The organism is Sphingomonas aurea, from assembly GCF_030678875.1.
In the GTDB taxonomy this organism is placed as follows: Bacteria; Pseudomonadota; Alphaproteobacteria; order Sphingomonadales; family Sphingomonadaceae; genus Sphingomonas; species Sphingomonas aurea.
Genome location: NZ_JAUUDS010000001.1, coordinates 1,123,149 through 1,138,067, shown reverse-complemented (window position 1 = coordinate 1,138,067; position 14,919 = coordinate 1,123,149). Strand labels below are relative to the sequence as shown.

10 protein-coding genes are annotated in these 14,919 nt (G+C 69.6%); 8 read left to right on the top strand and 2 right to left on the bottom strand.

What is annotated here, in order from left to right; all coding sequences use genetic code 11:
* Positions 1–83 precede the first annotated feature (83 nt).
* Positions 84–890 carry a DUF429 domain-containing protein gene (locus Q5H91_RS05785; RefSeq protein WP_305172261.1) on the bottom strand — a complete coding sequence of 269 codons (807 nt, stop codon included), beginning with the start codon at positions 888–890 and terminating at the stop codon, positions 84–86.
* Positions 891–1,076: 186 nt separating this feature from the next.
* Here Q5H91_RS05785 and Q5H91_RS05780 point away from each other — a divergent pair, with 186 nt between their 5' ends.
* From Q5H91_RS05780 to Q5H91_RS05765, 4 genes are all read left to right on the top strand, one after another.
* Positions 1,077–2,906: a DUF885 domain-containing protein gene (locus Q5H91_RS05780; RefSeq protein WP_305172260.1), complete on the top strand. Its 1,830-nt coding sequence runs from the start codon at positions 1,077–1,079 to the stop codon at positions 2,904–2,906.
* Positions 2,899–3,534: a maleylacetoacetate isomerase gene (gene maiA / locus Q5H91_RS05775; RefSeq protein WP_305172259.1), complete on the top strand. Its 636-nt coding sequence runs from the start codon at positions 2,899–2,901 to the stop codon at positions 3,532–3,534. Before Q5H91_RS05780 ends, maiA begins: the two co-directional genes overlap by 8 nt.
* A 142-nt stretch (positions 3,535–3,676) precedes the next feature.
* Complete coding sequence (locus Q5H91_RS05770; protein WP_305172258.1) at positions 3,677–6,631, top strand: TonB-dependent receptor; 2,955 nt, start codon at positions 3,677–3,679, stop codon at positions 6,629–6,631.
* A gap of 137 nt (positions 6,632–6,768) precedes the next feature.
* A complete protein-coding gene (locus Q5H91_RS05765) occupies positions 6,769–8,304 on the top strand; it encodes a tryptophan halogenase family protein (protein WP_305172257.1) in 1,536 nt (511 codons plus the stop codon).
* Here the strand turns inward: Q5H91_RS05765 and Q5H91_RS05760 are convergent.
* Positions 8,270–9,274 carry a cupin-like domain-containing protein gene (locus Q5H91_RS05760; RefSeq protein ID WP_305172256.1) on the bottom strand — a complete coding sequence of 335 codons (1,005 nt, stop codon included), beginning with the start codon at positions 9,272–9,274 and terminating at the stop codon, positions 8,270–8,272. The two genes, Q5H91_RS05765 and Q5H91_RS05760, sit on opposite strands and share 35 nt — an antisense overlap.
* A 50-nt stretch (positions 9,275–9,324) precedes the next feature.
* Here Q5H91_RS05760 and Q5H91_RS05755 point away from each other — a divergent pair, with 50 nt between their 5' ends.
* From Q5H91_RS05755 to Q5H91_RS05740, 4 genes are all read left to right on the top strand, one after another.
* Positions 9,325–10,002, top strand: a complete 678-nt coding sequence (locus tag Q5H91_RS05755; RefSeq protein ID WP_305172255.1) for a DUF6445 family protein — start codon at positions 9,325–9,327, stop codon at positions 10,000–10,002.
* Positions 10,003–10,078: 76 nt separating this feature from the next.
* On the top strand, positions 10,079–11,122 hold the full coding sequence (locus Q5H91_RS05750) for a LacI family DNA-binding transcriptional regulator (protein WP_305172254.1): 1,044 nt from the start codon (positions 10,079–10,081) through the stop codon (positions 11,120–11,122).
* Positions 11,123–11,234: 112 nt separating this feature from the next.
* Positions 11,235–13,490: a beta-glucosidase gene (locus tag Q5H91_RS05745; RefSeq protein WP_305172253.1), complete on the top strand. Its 2,256-nt coding sequence runs from the start codon at positions 11,235–11,237 to the stop codon at positions 13,488–13,490.
* Positions 13,487–14,902 (top strand): glycoside hydrolase family 30 protein, encoded by a 1,416-nt coding sequence (locus Q5H91_RS05740; protein ID WP_305172252.1) that lies wholly within the window; start codon positions 13,487–13,489, stop codon positions 14,900–14,902. The genes Q5H91_RS05745 and Q5H91_RS05740 overlap by 4 nt, the downstream gene beginning before the upstream one ends.
* Positions 14,903–14,919 lie beyond the last annotated feature (17 nt).

Here is a 14,919-nt window from a genome sequence, read left to right as displayed (position 1 = left end):
TGCCGTTGAAAAAGGCGATTGACCAGTCCTACTCTGCCCGAAAGCGGCCTAACCGATTCTTCTCCCGAAGAAGGAGGGAGAGTCTAAGCCATCACCGAGATCAGGCCGTCTGCGGGCACCTCGGCCGGCGCATCGCCTCGTTCGGCAGCGATCGCCCCGAACCCGGCAACCACCGCGTCCAGCGCGTCGGCGCTGGCGAGGAGCAGTTCGGCCTGCGCCGCGTCGAGGCCGATCCGATCGCGCAGCCCCTCGAGGATGATCGCGCGCGCAGCTCGCTGGTCCGGCGCGGCATAGCCGGTGTGCGGCAGACCCCAGGTGCGCAGTTGCGCGGCGGGGAAGCTCTCGACCAGCATGCCGGGGCCGCGCGACCAGGGCCAGATCGGGCGGCCGGCCTGCGCCAGCAGCGTCAGGCAGGCCGCGGCGAACGGCGCCCCGCCGCGCGGGCCGTTCCACAGGGTCGAGCGGGTGTTGACCCCGCGATTGCGCCAGAGCTGCTCGGTGTCGCGCAGCGGCTTGGCCGAAGCCAGCGGCGCCACCGCCTCTGCCAGCGCGACCAGCGCCGCGCCGGCCGGAAAGGGACGGTCCGGTGCGGCGGGCAGCGCGGCGACCGCCTCCAGCAGCGCGGCGTGGCCCCCGGCCGGTAAGTGCCGCATGGGCAGCGAGAAAGGCGCGTCGATTCCCGCCGCTACGAACGCACCCTGCCTCAGCAACGCAGCCAGCCGCGCGAACGGCGAGCCATCGCCGGGCAACTCCTGCACCGGGCGGACGTCGACCAGCCGCAGCGCCTCCGCCCCCGCGATCGTCGCCACCCATACCGACGGCCGCGCGCACCGCATCCGCCACGGCGCCGCGCCACCGGAAAAATCGATGCCGAGATACAGGTCCGTCATTCCTCCTGCCGCATGCCGGGCTCGTCCCGGCCTCCAGAGCCACAAACGCCACGGTACGCCGCCGCGGATGCGGGGACGAGTCCGGCATGACGAAGAGGAAGCCTTGTGCCGCGATCGTCGCGCTGTAGCATCGCGGCATTGGCGTGCCGACCGCGGCGCGCGCACGAAATCGGGAACGTCCCACTCATGCAGACCACACGACGCGAACTCCTCGCCGGCGCAGGCGCGCTTGGCCTCACCGCCGCCCTGCCGACGCGCCTCTCCGCCGCCACCGGCGACGCCGCGGTCAAGGCGCGGCTCGACGCGATCGCCGAGCGACTGCTCGCCGATCATCCGGAAAACGCCCTGCAGCTCGGTATCGACAAGGGCGCGCGCCCCGCGCTGCACGGCCGCTTCACCGACCGCAGCGCCGCGGCGGAGGCTGCGCGCGCCGGCCGTGCGCGCACGCGCCTCGCCGAGCTGAAGGCGACCGACCGGACCGGCCTGACCCCGGCGACTGCGCTCGACCTCGACGTGACGCAGGCGGCGCATGAGCTGGCGGTGGCCGGCTGGCGCGAGATGCCGGTCGGCGACGTGTCGGTCTTCAACACCGGTTTCCGCAACACGCCCTATCTCGTCTCGCAGCTGGGCGGCGCCTATTCCGACCTGCCCGACCTGCTCGAGAACCGCCACGCGGTGAAAGATGCCGGCGATGCCGATGCCTATCTGTCACGGATCGAGGCATTCGCCACCGGCCTGGACCAGGAAACCGCCCGCATCGCGGCCGACGGCGCGAAGGGCGCGGTGCTGCCCGGGTTCCTGATCGACATCACCAAGGGTCAGATCGAGGGCATCCGCACTACGCCGGTCGCCGAATGGGGAATGATTTCCAGCTTCGGCCGCAAATGCGCCGATGCCGGCCTGCCCGCCAGCTATGCCGCGCGCGCGACCGCGCTGGCGACGCAGAAGGTGGTGCCCGCGCTCGGCCGGCAGGCGGCGCAGTTCGCCGCGCTGCGCCCCACCGCCAGCGACGTACCCGGCATCTGGGCGCGGCCGGGGGGCGAGGGCTGGTACGGCTGGCTGACCCGCGTCGCGACCACCACCACCCGCTCGCCCGACGAACTCCACGCGATCGGCGTCGAGCAGAACCGCGCGCTCACCGCGCAGATCGACGCGCTGCTGAAGGGGCAGGGGCTGACGCAGGGGACGGTCGGCGCCCGGCTGGCGGCGCTCGGCAAGCGGCCCGACCTGCTCTTCGCCAACGACGATGCCGGTCGCGCCAGGCTGCTCGCCTATGTCGAGGGCCGCGTCGCCGACATGCGGGCGCGCCTGCCACGCGCGTTCAACACGCTGGTACCGGGCAAGCTGATCGTGAAGCGGGTGCCGCCCGCGATCCAGAACGGCGCGCCCAATGGCTATGCCGGCCCTGGCTCGATGGACGGCTCTCAGCCCGGCATCTACTATATCAACCTGAAGGACACCGGCATCTGGCCGCGCTACGCGCTGCCGACGCTGACCTATCACGAGGGGATCCCCGGCCATGTCTGGCAAGGCGAGTACAGCTTCCGCCTGCCGCTGATCCGCTCGCTCCTCGCCTTCAACGCCTATTCGGAAGGCTGGGCGCTCTATGCGGAGCAGCTGGGGTCGGAACTGGGCGCGTACGAGGGCGATCCGCTCGGCCAGATCGGCTATCTCCAGTCGATGAACTTTCGCGCGTGCCGGCTGGTCGTCGACACCGGCATCCACGCCAAGCGCTGGACCTTCGACCAGGCGCTCCGCTGGTTCCAGAGCGGGACGGGGATGACCGCGCAGCAGCTGACCTCCGAACTCCAGCGCTACTGCGCGATGCCGGGGCAGGCGTGCGGATACAAGATGGGCCATAACGAGATCAATCGCCTGCGCACCAAGGCGCAAGGGGCGCTGGGTTCACGCTATGACCTGAAGGCGTTCGACGATGTGGTGGTGAAGACCGGCAACGTGCCGCTGACCCTGCTGGAAAGCGTCGTCGACCGCTATGTGGACGGGGCGCGTGGCTGAGCCGCTCCTCCACGGCTATTTCCGCTCCACCGCGTCCTACCGGGTGCGGATCGCGTTGAACCTGAAGGGGATCGCCTACACCGACGCCTTCCACCACCTGCGCCATGGCGAGCAGAATGCGCCCGGCTACCGGGCGATCAACCCGCAGGGGCTGGTCCCGGCGCTGGAGATCGATGGCGCGGTCCTGACCCAGAGCCTCGCCATCTGCGCCTATCTGGATGAAGTCTATCCCGATCCACCGCTGCTCCCCGCCGACCCGGTCGCCCGCGCCCATGTCCGCGCCTTCGCGCAGGCGATCGCGTGCGACATCCATCCGGTCCAGAACCTGCGCGTCCTCGCCCGCCTGCGCGCGCTGGGGCTGGATGAGGCGCAGGTCACCGAATGGGCGCGCGCGACGATCGCCGACGGCCTGGATGCCTGCGCCGCGCTGGTCTCGGAGGAGGGCGGTCCCTATTGTTTCGACGGGCAGGTGACGCTCGCCGACCTCTGCCTTGTCCCGCAACTCGTCAACGCGCGCCGCTTCGGCGTCGACCTGCGCTGGCCACGGTTGCTGGCGATCGAAGCCGCCTGCCTTCGGATCGACGCGTTCCGCCGTGCCGCGCCGGAGCACCAGCCCGACGCCGAATAGGGCGTCCGCTCTCTCCCGGTAGAATCGCCATTGCGGCCCTGTCATTTTCTGCTACAAAATTGGAAGCGCTTCCAATCGACCGCAATCATGCGGCAGCGCGGCCATAGCGTCCGACGGGGATCGGAACGGAAGGGGAGGAAGAATGAACACCGGACATCTGCGGGCGCGTCGGATCACGACCTTGGTCACGCTGCTTCTCGGCTCCACCGCGCTGGTCATGCCGCGGGCCGCCGCCGCACAGGAGGCCGCCGCCCCCGTTCCCGGCAGCACGGACAGCCAGACCGGCCAGCCCGCCGCCACCACTCCGCCCGGCGACGTACCCCAGACCACCGTCGAAACGCGTGATGCGGGCGCCGGCGAGGCGGGCGAGGACATTGTCGTCACCGGCATCCGCCGCGGCATCGCCGACTCGATCAGCCTGAAGCGCAACGAGACCTCGATCGTCGAGGCGGTGTCGGCCGAGGATATCGGCAAGCTGCCCGACGTGTCGATCGCCGAGTCGATCGCGCGCCTGCCCGGGCTCGCCGCGCAGCGCGTCGCCGGCCGTGCGCAGGTGATCTCGATCCGCGGCCTCGCCCCCGATTTCACCACCACCCTGCTCAACGGCCGCCAGCAGGCGAGTTCGGGCGACAACCGCGCGGTCGAGTTCGACCAGTATCCGTCCGAGCTGCTGTCCAGCGTCGTCATCTACAAGACGCCCGACGCGCAGATCGCCGGCATGGGCCTGTCGGGCACCGCCGACCTGCGCACCGTCCGCCCGCTGACCTTCGGCAAGCGCGCCTTCGCGGTCAACGTCCGCGGCGAGAAGACCGAGGGCAGGAAGCTTAACGATGATATCCGCAACACCGGCTACCGCGTCAGCGCCAGCTATATCGACCAGTTCGCCGGCGGCACGCTCGGCATCGCGCTCGGCTATGCCCGGCTCGATTCGCCCTCGGGCAACCGCCACTACAAGGCCTATGGCTACGAGGCATTCGGCAACCAGGACGGCAATCCGGCCAACATCGTCAGCCCCGACGGCGCCGACGGCGCGCTGCTCCTCAACGGGCAGGAGGTGTTCGTCACCTCGCGCACCAACGTCCGCGACGCGTTCATCGGTATCCTCGAATGGCAGCCGAGCGACGTCGTCCACAGCACGCTCGACGTTTATTATTCCAAGTTCCGCCAGAACGAAGTGACGCGCGGCGCGCAGTGGTTCTCCAACCCCTTCGCCGACGGCCTGACCTTCACCGGCGTCACGACCGAGGATCGCGGCGGCTCGCCGGTCGCGGTGTCGGGGACGCAGGTCGGCGGGGTGCCGATCATCCGCAACGACAACAACACCCGCCGCGACGAGCTGTTCTCCGCCGGCCTGAACAACGAGTTCCAGCTCGACGATCGCACCCACTTCTTCGCCGACCTGTCCTACTCGATGAACAAGCGGCGCGAGCAGATCCTGGAGACCTATGCCGGCTATGGCCTGGGCACCGGCGGCGTCACGCCCGATACGCAGCAGGTCGGCCGCACCCTCGACAATATCGGTTTCGAGACGCCGGCCGACGGCTTCCCCAGCTATGCCGAGGGGTTGAACTATGCCGATGCCAGCCGCGTGTCGCTGGGTGATCGCGCGCCCTGGGGCGGCTGGGGTCACGACGGCGCGATCCGCTTCCCGAATGTCGAGGAGAATGTCTACGCGCTCGACCTGCGCCTGAACCATGAGGTCGAGGGCTTCTTCAGCAGCTTCGACATCGGCGTGAACTGGACGCATCGCAGCAAGAGCAAGACCGTCAACGACAACGACCTGTTCCTGAAGAACGGCCGCCAGCAGGTGCTGGTCGACCCCAGCCTGCTCCAGTCGTCGACCAACCTCGGCTTCGCCGGCTTCGGCAGCGTGCTGGCCTTCAATCCCGTCGACCTGCTCGACCGCTATTATGACATCGCCCCGATCCGCGACGCCAATTACTACGACAAGAACTGGTCGATCCTGGAGGATGTCATCACCTGGCACGCCAAGGCGAACATCGACTGGGGCCGGCTGAAGGGCAATGTCGGCGTCCAGGTCGTGAACCAGAACCAGTCCTCGACCGGAGTCGTCATTAACGGGCTGGAACCGGGCCAGCCGATCGTCCCGCAGCGCATCCGCGATGGCGCGAACTATACCGATGTGCTGCCCAGCCTGAACCTGATCTTCGACATGGGCGGCGGCCACCGGCTGCGCTTCGCCGCATCGAAGACGATGGCCCGGCCGCGCATGGACGACATGCGCGCCAACGTCGCACCCGGCTTCAACTCGCTGGTGTGCAGCGGCCAGACCTGCTCGCCCGGCACGGTCGTGAACCCGTGGTCGGCCTCAGGCGGCAACTCCAAGCTGAAGCCGTGGCGCGCCAACGCGCTCGATGCCGCGTACGAGTGGTACGTCAACCCGACCACCTATCTGTCGATCGCCGCCTTCTACAAGGACATCAAGACCTATATCTACCAGCAGAGCGGCACGTTCGACTTCAGCGGCATCCCGCTGCCGACGACCGCCTCGGCGATCCCGGCCGGCGTCATCATTAGCAATATCGGCCAGATCACCCTGCCGGCCAACGGCAAGGGCGGCAACGTCAAGGGACTGGAGTTCAGCGGCGCCTTCAACTTCGGCACGATCACCGACGTGCTCGACGGGCTGGGCGTGCAGGGCAGCCTGTCGCTAACCAAATCGAACCTCAACCCGACCAGCAACCCCGATCCGACCCAGGCGGTGCGCATCCCCGGCCTGTCGGGGCGTGTCTACAACATCACCGGCTATTACGAGCGCGCCGGCTTCCAGGCCCGCATCAGCCAGCGCTACCGATCGGGGTTCAAGGGCGAGGTGGTGCAGCTGTTCGCGACGCGGGGCTTCACCGAGATTCTCGCCGACAAGCAGGTCGACGCGCAGATCGGCTACACGCTCCAGGGCGGCGCGCTGGAAGGGCTGGGCATCCTGTTCCAGGTCAACAACCTGACCAACTCGCCCTATCGCACCCGCCTCGGCCTCGACGGCGGCGGCACCCGGACCGAAAGCGGCGGCGCGCTGTTGGAAACCTATGAGCAATACGGCCGGCAATTCCTGCTCGGCTTCAACTACCGCTTCTGACCGGCCCCCTCCCGGCGGCGGGCCACCCCACCCACCGCCGCTTTTTTCGCGAGGCTTTGATCCAGCTACATCGCCGGGGAGGCGATACGATTGCGAACGATCACCCCAAGACACGGAAGATCGGATAAGAACCGGCGATGGCTCAGTTGAAGCGCATCCTGATCGCCGGCGGCGGATCGGCCGGGTGGATGACCGCGGCGATGTTCGCGCGGCTGTTCAAGGGGCTGTACGAGATCGTCCTCGTCGAATCCGACGCGATCGGCACGGTCGGCGTCGGCGAGGCGACGATCCCCGCGATCAAGAAGTTCAACGAGCTGCTCGGCCTGGACGAGGACGATTTCCTCCGCCGCACCCAGGGCAGTTTCAAGCTCGGCATCCAGTTCAACGACTGGCTGCGTCCGGGCAGCAGCTATGTCCACGGCTTCGGCGTCATCGGCCGCGACCTCGAATGGCTGCGCTGCCACCATTATTGGCTGAAGATGCGGGCCGAGGGGCGGGCAGGGGACTTCGACCGCTATTCGATCAACACCTGGGCGGCGCTCGCCAACCGGTTCATGCGGCCGCGCGCCGACATGCCCGACAGCCCGATCGGCCAGATCGCCTATGCCTTCCACTTCGACGCGGGCCTCTACGCCGCGCTCCTCGCCGACTATGCGCAGGCGCGCGGCGTCGTCCGGCGCGAGGGGCGGATCGTCGACGTGGCGGTCGACGGCGACAGCGGCTTCCTCAGCGCGGTGACGCTCGACGATGGCGAGGTGCTGGCAGCCGACCTGTTCATCGACTGCTCGGGATTTCGCGGCCTGCTGATCGGCCAGGCGCTCGGCATCGGTTACGAGGACTGGTCCCACTGGCTTCCCTGCGACCGCGCCGTCGCGGTGCCGAGCGAGCGGTCCGACGATTTCACCCCCTATACCCGCTCCACCGCGCGTCCCGCCGGGTGGCAGTGGCGCATTCCCCTCCAGCACCGCACCGGCAACGGCCATGTCTATGCCAGCCGCCACATGGACGATGCGGAAGCCGAGACGATCCTGCTCCGCCACCTCGACGCAGCCCCGGTCGGCGAGCCACGCCGCCTGATCTTCACCCCCGGCCGCCGCCGCGCGGCCTGGGTGCGCAACTGCGTCGCGGTCGGCCTGTCCGCCGGTTTCCTCGAACCGCTGGAATCGACCGGGCTGCACCTGATCCAGTCGGCGATCCTGCGCCTCGTCCGGCTGATGCCCGACGCCGGCTTCGACCCCGCCACCATCGCCGAGTATAACCGCCAGACCGATTTCGAGATGGAGCGCATCCGCGACTTCGTCATCCTCCACTACAAGGCGACCGAGCGCGGCGACACGCCCTTCTGGCGCCACGTCCGCGACATGGACGTGCCGGACACGCTCGCCCGCAAGATCGCGCTGTTCGCCGCCAACGGCCGCATCTTCCGCGAGGATGACGAGCTGTTCGCCGAGGAGAGCTGGATTCAGGTGCTGATCGGCCAGGGCGTCGTTCCCCGCGCCCCCGACCCGCTGGTCGACGTCACCCCGCCGGACGAGATCGCCCGCTACCTGTCTGACGTGGAGGCGGTGATCGCCAAGTGCGTCGCGCTGATGCCCAACCACGCCGCCTTCGTGGCGCGCAGCTGCGCCGCGCCGCCTCTTACCCCGCCGGTCCCCGTTGCAGCGCGGCGATGAGCGTGCGGCGCAGCTGCGCCACGTCCTCGGGCGTGTTGGCGTCCAGGATGCCGCGCGCTGCCGGCGGCAGGTGCGCGGCGGGGTCGCCCTGCGCCAGGAAGACATAATGGTCGAACATCGCCCGCCACGCGCGCCGCTGGTCGGGCGGCAGCTGCCTCATGCTCATCATCCCGTGCATCAGCGCGTCCCAGGGCGAACCCAGGTCGCGCCGCGCCGGGTTCCACCAGAAGTTCGCCAGCATGTTGATGCCCGCCAGCGCCTCGACATGATGATACCAGCCATAGGGGATGTAGATCGCGTCTCCCGGCCCAAGCTCCGCGCTCTCTGCCGCTGCCAGCGCCTCGGCGAAGCGGGGAAAGCGCTCCAGGTCCGGCCGCGTCACATGCACCATGCTGACCGGCGTCCCTGCCGGGGTGACGTGGAACGGCCCCATATAGAGGTTGCCGATCTGGTCGGGCGCGAACAGCGTGAAACGTCGCCGCCCCGCTACGACGCAGGCGATGTTCTCGGCCGGATCATTGTGGGTCGCGACCTTGGCGGCGGTGCCGATCCACACGCGCGGGCTGACATCGGGCGGCAGCAGCGCCAGCCGGTGCGCCTCGCCGAAACCGGGCAGCACCGCGCGCGTATCGAGGCCCTGCACCGCCAGCGTGTCCGGCCGCGGCTTACCCGCCTCCGCTGCCAACGCCGCCAGGAAGCCGCGCATCGTCACAGCCGTCCGCGTAAAATTCGGTCCCTTCAGCGCCGCCTCATAATGGAGCAGCCCGTCCTCCTCGGGTGCGGCCCGCACCATCGGGATCGCTTCCTCGGTCGCCATCGCACCCAGATAGTCGCGCAGGCGCCCCTCGCGCGCCGCGACCACCGCCGGCCAGTCCGCCACCAGCCCGCGCAGCACCGCCGGCCGTCCCGCCGCCCGGATCGCGGCGAAGGCGCCTGCGTCGACGTCGTGATGCTCGGCGGTCGGCTGCATCGCCAAGGGGTTGACCGTTGCCCGCGCCAAGTCAAGCGGCAGCCCCGGCGATGACCGCCCCCCGGATCCGCGTCGAGCATGTCGGCCATGAGCGCGAGCCCGTCGTCGTCATCGACGGTTTCGCGCCCGACCCTGCGCGCCTGATCGCAGAAGCCTGCGCCGCGCCGCTCGCCGCGCTCGGCGCCTATTATCCCGGCGTCCGCGCGCCCGTCGACCGCGCCTACCTGGCCGAGGTCGGCCCGGTCCTCGCCGCCGCCGCACGACAGGTGTTCGGCTTCACCCATCGACTCGCCTTTGACCGTGCGCTCTTCTCGCTGACCGTCACGCCGCCCGCCGCGCTGACCCTCGCGCAGCGGCTGCCGCACATCGACGACGTGGCGCCCGGCAAGCTCGCCGTCGTCCACTATCTCGGCGAGCAGGACTGGGGCGGCACCCGCTTCTTCCGCCAGCGTCGCACCGGGTTCGAGACGGTCGGCCCCGATCGCCATCGCGCCTATCTCGACGCGCTCGCCACAGACCTGCGCCAGCATGGCGAGCCTGTTCCCGGCTATATCGACGGCCCCACGCCGCTGTTTGCGCCGATCGCGCAGGTTACCGCGCGTCCCAATCGCGCCGTCCTTTATCGCAGCAACCTGCTCCACTGCGCCGCCATCGACAATGCGGTGGCGCTTCCTGCCGACCCCGCGACCGGTCGCCTGACCGTCGCCAGCTTCCTGACCGCCGCATGATGCCGTCCGCCATCGGCCCGCTTGCGTCACCCCTGCGCCGCTGCCAGACGCCGCGCTCCAGCAGAAGGAGCAGGGGGTGACCAAGCGCAAACCGACGATCGACGACGTCGCCCGCCTGTCCGGCGTCGCCCGCGCGACCGTCTCGCGCGTGCTGAACGGTGGGCCCAACGTCAGCGAGCGGATGCGCGTCCGCGTGCAGGATGCGGTCGCCTCGCTTGGCTATCAGGTCAATCTCCAGGCGCGCTACCTCGCCGGCGGCGGCAATCCCGCCGTGCTGCTGATCCTGTCGTCGGATACCGAGAGCGAGCCGAATTCCTATTATCAGGCCGCGCTGGAGATCGGCGCGCTGCGCGTCTGCGCGCAGGCGGGGCTGGAGCTGGTCACCCACACGCTGGTCCAGACCCGCGACGGCGTCGACGACCGCATCGTCGAACTGGTCGAGGACAGCCGCTGCACCGGCGTCATCGTCACGCCGCCCTTCTCGGACCGGCTCGCGCTGGTCGATGCGCTCCGCCGCACCGGCGTGGCGGTGGTCCGCATCTCGCCGGGCGTGGTGCATGAAGGCGATGCGCCCGGCGTCGGCATGGACGACGAGGCCGCCGGCTTCGCGCTCACCCGCCACCTGATCGCCGCCGGCCATACCCGCTTCGGCTTCATCAAGGGGCTGGCCGAGCATCTCTCCGCCGAGCAGCGCCACCGCGGCGCGCTGCGTGCCCTGGACGAGGCCGGGCTCGACGCTCATGCGATGGTCGCGGTGCGCGGCAACTTCACCTTCAAGGCGGGGGTCGACCTGCTGCCCGACCTCGTCGCCAGCCCGATCGCGCCCACCGCGATCATCTGCGCCAATGACGACATGGCGGTCGGCGCCCTGTTCGCCGCGCACCGGGCGGGGATGGACGTGCCCGGCGACCTGTCGCTCGCCAGCTTCGACGATACCCCCGTCTCCGCACTGGTCTGGCCGCCGCTGACGACGGTCCATCAGCCGATCCAGGAAATGAGTGCCCGCGCCGTCCAGATCATCGCCGCCGCGCGCACCGCCGGGGCAGGGGGCGGGGCGACCGCCGAGTTCCTGCCTTTCACGATCGTCGACCGCGCCTCGGTGGCGGCACCGGGGCGGTAGCGCCGGCCCTTTTCCTTCTCAAAAGGTCGCCCGAAAAGTTGACAAACGCCCGCCCGAACTGGAAGAACCGCCATTGGAAGCGCTTCCAAAAACATAGGACAGGGGACAGGATATGACGCGACCCGGACGCACGACGCGGGCGCAGTGCGCGGCGACCACGGCCTTGTTGCTGCTCGCCGGCGCCCCGGCCCCCGCCCAACAGGTCCAGCCAGACGCCGCAGCCGCCGAACAGCGCGCCGAGACCCTCGCTGCCCGCATGACCCGCGAGGAGCAGCTCCGCTACGTCTTCGGTTACTTCCCGCCGCTGTCGAAGGATCGCCCGGCCGACATGATCCCCTCGGCCGGATATGTTCCCGGCGTCCCCCGGCTCGCCATCCCGACCCTGCGCGAGAGCGATGCCTCGCTCGGCGTCGCCAATCAGATCGAGCAGCGCAAGGGTGATACCGCCACCGCGCTCCCCGCCAGCCTCGCGCTCGCCGCCAGCTTCGACCCCGACCTCGCCTATCGCGGCGGCGCGATGATCGGCAGCGAGGCGCGCTCCAAGACCTTCAACGTCCTGCTCGCCGGCGGCGTCAACCTGACCCGCGATCCGTGGGGCGGGCGCACCTTCGAATATTTCGGCGAGGATCCGCTCCTGTCCGGCATCATGGCCGGCGAGTCGATCCGCGGCGTCCAGTCGAACCACATCGTCTCGACCGTCAAGCACTTCGCGCTCAACCCGCAGGAGACGCTGCGCACCACGATCGATGCGCGCATCGACGAGGCGGCTCTGCGCGAGAGCGACCTGCTCGCCTTCGAGATCGCGATCGAGCGCGGCCGCCCCGGCTCGGTCATGTGCGCCTATAACAAGGTCGACGGCGACTGGGCGTGCGAGAACGACCGGCTGCTGAACCAGGTGCTGAAGACCGACTGGGGCTATCGCGGCTGGGTGATGAGCGACTGGGGTGCGGTCCACTCGACCGTGAAGGCCGCCAATGCCGGGCTCGACCAGCAGTCGGGGCGCGAGCTGGACAAGGCGATGTATTTCGGCAGGCGGCTCGCCGAAGCGGTCGCCGCCGGCACGGTCAGCGCGGCGCGCCTGCGCGACATGAACCGCCGCATCCTGTGGGGTGTCGTCTCGACCGGCCTCATCGACCATCCCGTGCCGACCACCCGCCAGCCGATCGACTATGCCGACCACGCCGGCGTCGCGCAGGAGGTGGCGGAGAAGGGCAGCGTGCTGCTGAAGAACGACGGCAACCTCCTGCCGTTGGCGCGATCTGCGCGCCGCATCGTGCTGATCGGCGCGCATGCCGATGTCGGCGTGCTGTCGGGCGGCGGTTCCAGCCAGGTCCGCTCGGTCGGCGGCGCGCCGGTCGAGATCCCGCTGACGGAAGGGGCCGCATCCTCCTTCGCACGCGTCACTTGGCATGCCTCCTCGCCGCTCGCCGCGATCCGGGCGATGGCGCCGGGTGCCAGCGTCACCTATGTCGACGGGCGCGATCCCGCCGCGGCGGCGGCCTCGGCGCGCAAGGCTGATCTGGCTATCGTCTTCGCCTGGCAGTGGCGGACCGAGGCGCAGGATGTCGAGACGCTGTCGCTGCCCGATGGCCAGGACGACCTGATCGCCGCCGTCGCCGCAGCCAATCGCCGCACTGCCGTGGTGCTCGAAACCGGCGGTCCGGTGCTGATGCCGTGGCTGGCGCGCGTGCCCGCCGTCCTCCAGGCCTGGTATCCCGGCCAGCGCGGCGGGGAGGCGATCGCCAACATCCTGTTCGGCGTGGTCAATCCCTCCGGCCGCCTGCCGATGACCTTCCCGGCCAGCGAAGCGCAGGCGCCGCGCCCGATCATCCCCGGCCTCGCCGCGATGAAGGCGGCCGATGCCGCCGCCAAGTCCGGCAGCACCTACGGCATGGTCGACCGTGACCTGTCGCCGCACGTACCCTATGCCGAGGGCGCGGCGGTCGGTTATCGCGGCTACCTGAAGGCGGGAACGAGGCCGCTCTTCCCGTTCGGCTACGGCCTGTCCTACACCGGCTTCCGCTACCGCGACCTGCGCGTCGAGGGCGGGCCGCAACTGCGCGTCAGCTTCACTGTGACCAACACCGGCCGCGTTGCCGGCGCGGACTCGCCGCAGGTCTATGCCACCGCCGGCCGCCGCGACGGCGCCACCACTCGCCTCGTCGGATTTCAGCGCGTGATGCTGGCACCGGGCGAAACGCGGCAAGTCAGCGTGACCGTCGACCCGCGCCTGATCGCCGATTATGACGTCGCCGGGCACCGCTGGCACGTCGCCGCCGGCCGCTATCCGATCACCGTCGGTCGCTTCGCCGGCGACGCCAGCCTGTCCGGCACCGCCACTCTGGCTGAGCGGGTTGTTGGGCCATGACTCGCCGCGCTCTCGCACTCGTCGCGGCTCTGCTTGCGGTCGGTGCCGCGCCCGCGCCACGCGAGGCGGTGCAGGGCTGGCAGACCAATGCCGACGGCACGCAGCGTCTCGCTCCGATCCGCTTCGCCGCACGTCCGGCGGCGGGGGCAGTGCGGATCACGGTCGATCCCGGCCATCGCTACCAGACCATGGTTGGCTTCGGCGCGTCGATCACCGATGCGTCGGCGATCCTGATCCAGGCTCTGCCGCCCGCCGAGCGCAGCGCGCTGATCCGCGAGCTGTTCGGCCGGGTCGGGCAGGGGGACGGGGAGGGGCTCGGCCTGGATTTCACCCGGCTGACGATCGGCGCGTCGGACTTCTCGCCGACCCATTACAGCTTCGACGACGTGCCTCCCGGCCAGCGCGACCCGGACCTGTCGCACTTCTCGATCGCGCCCAACCGCGCCGCCGTTCTGCCCACCGTCAAGGCAGCCTTGGCGGTCAACGAACATTTGACAGTGATGGCGAGCCCCTGGAGTCCGCCCGCCTGGATGAAGACCGGTGACGCGCTGATCGGCGGCACGTTGCGCCCAGACGCATACGGCGCCTATGCCCGCTACTTCGTCCGCTACCTGCGCGCCTATGCGGCCGAGGGCGTCCCGATCCGCTATCTCACGATCCAGAACGAGCCGGATTTCTCGCCCGACAGCTATCCCGGCATGAAATGGCCCGCCACGGACCGCGCCCGCTTCGTCGGTAACGATCTCGGACCCTCGCTCGACGCGGCAGGTCTGGCGACCAGGATACTGGAATGGGACCATAACTGGGATCAGCCCTGGCAACCCGAAACCGTCCTCGCCGACCTCAAGGCTGCCCGGTACATCGCCGGCGTGGCCTGGCACTGCTATGGCGGAAACGTCACCGCACAGTCTCGCGTGAAGGCCGCCTATCCGACAAAGGATGCGTTCTTCACCGAATGTTCCGGCGGCGGCTGGCGTCCCGGCTGGAAGACCGGTTTCGGCGACGCGGTTCGCAACCTGATGATCGGCGCCACCCGCAACCATGCCCGGGGCGTCCTGCTGTGGAACCTGGCACTCGATCCCAAAGGCGGCCCGCACAAGGGCGGCTGCGACAATTGCCGCGGCGTCGTGACGATCGATCCCGCGACCGGGCAGGTCGTGCGCGAACTCGAATATTACGCGCTTGGCCATCTCAGCCGCTTCGTCCACCCCGGCGCCGCCCGCATCGCCTCCCCCGACCGTACCGACCTTCCCAACACGGCCTTCCGCAACCCGGACGGCAGCACCGTGCTCTTGGTCTACAACGCAACGGAAAAGGCACGGCCGTTCCAGGCAGTCCTCGGATCGGCCACCGCAAACCACGTCCTGCCACCTGGCGCGGCAGTGACGATCCTATGGAAATCGCGCCGTTGAATCGGCGTGATGTCCGC

What these genes read in the sequence shown, in the direction of transcription:
- Q5H91_RS05760 (WP_305172256.1), bottom strand. Translation starts at nt 9,274, where the DNA reads ATGCAGCCGACCGCCGAGCATCACGACGTCGACGCAGGCGCCTTCGCC.
- Q5H91_RS05745 (WP_305172253.1), top strand. Translation starts at nt 11,235, where the DNA reads ATGACGCGACCCGGACGCACGACGCGGGCGCAGTGCGCGGCGACCACG.
- Q5H91_RS05770 (WP_305172258.1), top strand. Translation starts at nt 3,677, where the DNA reads ATGAACACCGGACATCTGCGGGCGCGTCGGATCACGACCTTGGTCACG.
- Q5H91_RS05780 (WP_305172260.1), top strand. Translation starts at nt 1,077, where the DNA reads ATGCAGACCACACGACGCGAACTCCTCGCCGGCGCAGGCGCGCTTGGC.
- Q5H91_RS05755 (WP_305172255.1), top strand. Translation starts at nt 9,325, where the DNA reads ATGACCGCCCCCCGGATCCGCGTCGAGCATGTCGGCCATGAGCGCGAG.
- Q5H91_RS05765 (WP_305172257.1), top strand. Translation starts at nt 6,769, where the DNA reads ATGGCTCAGTTGAAGCGCATCCTGATCGCCGGCGGCGGATCGGCCGGG.
- Q5H91_RS05785 (WP_305172261.1), bottom strand. Translation starts at nt 890, where the DNA reads ATGACGGACCTGTATCTCGGCATCGATTTTTCCGGTGGCGCGGCGCCG.
- Q5H91_RS05740 (WP_305172252.1), top strand. Translation starts at nt 13,487, where the DNA reads ATGACTCGCCGCGCTCTCGCACTCGTCGCGGCTCTGCTTGCGGTCGGT.